The sequence below is a fragment of the Catenibacterium sp. AM22-6LB genome, assembly GCF_003435615.1.
GTDB classification, from domain to species: Bacteria; Bacillota_I; Bacilli_A; order Erysipelotrichales; family Coprobacillaceae; genus Catenibacterium; species Catenibacterium mitsuoka_A.
The window spans coordinates 6,157-8,598 of the sequence record NZ_QTUM01000076.1 but is presented as its reverse complement, the minus strand read 5'-3'; the positions used below and the strand labels follow the sequence as shown (position 1 = coordinate 8,598).

The 2,442-nt window shown below is 35.4% G+C and carries 3 protein-coding genes and 1 pseudogene; 3 read left to right on the top strand and 1 reads right to left on the bottom strand.

What is annotated here, in order from left to right; all coding sequences use genetic code 11:
• From DW269_RS13265 to DW269_RS11585, 3 genes are all read left to right on the top strand, one after another.
• Nucleotides 1-123 (top strand): hypothetical protein (locus tag DW269_RS13265; RefSeq protein WP_370446101.1); only part of this gene is annotated, 123 nt, incomplete at its 5' end.
• 113 nt (nt 124-236) lie between these two features.
• Nucleotides 237-662, top strand: a complete 426-nt coding sequence (locus tag DW269_RS13080) for a transposase (protein ID WP_233502514.1) — start codon at nt 237-239, stop codon at nt 660-662.
• A 219-nt stretch (nt 663-881) separates the two neighbouring features.
• The gene (locus DW269_RS11585; RefSeq protein WP_117460085.1) at nt 882-1,862 is read left to right on the top strand and encodes a transposase; all 981 of its coding nucleotides are present in this window, start codon (nt 882-884) and stop codon (nt 1,860-1,862) included.
• A 168-nt stretch (nt 1,863-2,030) separates the two neighbouring features.
• Here DW269_RS11585 and DW269_RS11580 read toward each other — a convergent pair.
• Nucleotides 2,031-2,442, bottom strand: a pseudogene (locus DW269_RS11580) (nucleotidyltransferase); the annotation flags it as partial.

The window sequence follows — 2,442 nt, the reverse complement described above, 5'->3', positions numbered from 1 at the left end:
GGATTAGTTAAGTATTACAGTACATGGTACTACATTCAAAATGGTATTCTTGACTGGAATTACAGTGGTTCAGTAAATTATAATGGTAAAACATACACTGTAAAGAACGGTAGAGTTCTATAAACTATAAAAAATACGAAAATGAAAGAGGCTGTAACGGGTAAATAACTCATTATAGTTTCATAAACAGTAAAAGGCGGACCGAAGTCCGCCTTTTATGGTACATTAATTTTACCATGAAAACATACCAACAAGATTATACGGCATATCAGACATATGAGCTACTAGATTTTAATATTTCTTTTGAAAAAGATGTACCTGCTGATGATATTTCAAGAACTGTGATTGAAGTGACGGAAAGGATAGATATAAACAAGTTTGTTGACTTCACTCATAGAAATTCTCACGGGTATGATGGTCTCATGATGCTCAGACTGCTTCTGCTTGCTTTTGCGGATAATGGTTATGCATCTACGAGAAAGCTTGCAGAACTATGTAGAACTGACATCAGATATATGTTCATCGCACAGAATCAGAAGCCTTCTCATCAGGCATTTCAGAGATTCATCCATGATGATCTCATTATGTCTGTTGAAGAAATTTTCTATGAAATGAACGGAATCATGGATGATGAGCTTCCTATCGATACAGATGTATTATGAATTGACGGTACTAAGTATGAAGCCAATGCCAACAAGAACACATTCATATGGAGAAAAAATACTGTCAGACATAGGGAAAGACAGTGGAAGAAGTGTAATGATACTATCAAAAGAATCAATAAGTTCTTTAAGGAACAGAATATCAATTGCAGATACTCCATTCTTAGAGAGCCAAATATTGATTATCTATTGAGAGTTACAGATAAAATAGAGATTTACATGAAGGACAATGGAATAGAGTTCGTTCATGGAAAAGGATGCAGAAAGAGCGAGATTCAGAAGCTTTATGATGAGCTGGCGAAAGAAGCAATGAAACTTTTTGAATATGCACTGCATTTTGACATGCTTGGTGATAGAAACAGCTGTTCAAAGACAGAACCTGATGCAACATTCATGCACATGAAGTATGACTATTATAATCATACTAACGTTTTCAAGCCTGGATACAATGTCCAGGTAGGCGTGAGTGACGGCTTCATCAGAAACATTTACGTAAGCAGTGACTGTTCTGATATTCAGACATATATTCCCTTCATGGAGAAGTATAAGCTCATGTATGGTAAGCTTCCTTTAAAGACACCTGCTGATGCAGGCTATGGTAGCTATGATAACTATATGTACTGCAGGGAAAACGATATTGAGCTGTTTATGAAGTATCCAGGATATTATGAAGAATCGAAGAAGACAAATGATAAAAATAGATTCAGAGTCTCTCATTTTGAGAGAACAGAAGATGGCGGGTATATATGCCCTGCTGGGCATGAGTTTGAGGTGGATAAGGTAACTACTGACACAAGGGGCGTATATGCACGTAATAATATAAAACTAATAAATCATCACTGTGATGGCTGTCCATTCAGATCAAGATGCACTAAATCCAAAATTGGAAGAAGCATAAACTACTGCAAGGAACTTGATGAATTTCATAATGAAGTAAGAAAAAATGTCACAAGTGAAGAAGGCAAGAAACTCATGTTCAAGAGAGATAATGAGACAGAAGGAACTTTTGGTGATCTTAAGGAGAATATGGGTTATGACAGACTCTACAGAAGAGGACATGACAATGTTCAGATGGAGATCTACCTTGTCGCAATGGGGCATAATATCAGGAAATACCAGAAACTGAAGAAAAGAATCAAGGAAACAGAAGAAAAACAGATGAAACGGGTCAGGGGGTTGCTCAGATTGTTTATCTGCTGATAAAAATTTTTTTAGGAAATGGGCAGGTTCTTTTTAAGTGCGTCTGAAATATGAAAAGGTTATTCACCGTGCAATAGTGAATAACCTTTTTGGGTTGGGATATACGAAAAAGAGCTGTAACGCTCAAGGTAGTAGTAAATACTATCTATTCGTTACAGCCTCTTTGGTTTACTTAATATTATCAAATAAATTTGTAGAATAAACACCTTCATCAATTAACTTCTTAAATGATTCTTTTACAACAGGCGCATCTTCTTTATAAGTTACACCAAACCATGAATCCTGTACTTCTAATACCTTAACACTTAATTTGTTTTCTCTTAGAAGTTCACCAATATAGATAGGTAATAAATATTCATCCTTTAGTGGATCCTTGATGTTTTCAAAGAATTCTACAAAACCTTCTTTTAAAGTATTTACGAATTCAGGAGTTAATCCCCAGAAGTTCATAGATACATTTACGTTAGGATCAATTTCTTTATCTCCTACACGTGCCCCAGTAGAAGTCTTTTCAATATTCTTAGTTTCTTCTACATCAGTTAAGTATCCTTCTTCATTCACTGCACAGATACCTCTAGTC

What these genes read in the sequence shown, in the direction of transcription:
- DW269_RS13080 (WP_233502514.1), top strand. Translation starts at nt 237, where the DNA reads ATGAAAACATACCAACAAGATTATACGGCATATCAGACATATGAGCTA.
- DW269_RS11585 (WP_117460085.1), top strand. Translation starts at nt 882, where the DNA reads ATGAAGGACAATGGAATAGAGTTCGTTCATGGAAAAGGATGCAGAAAG.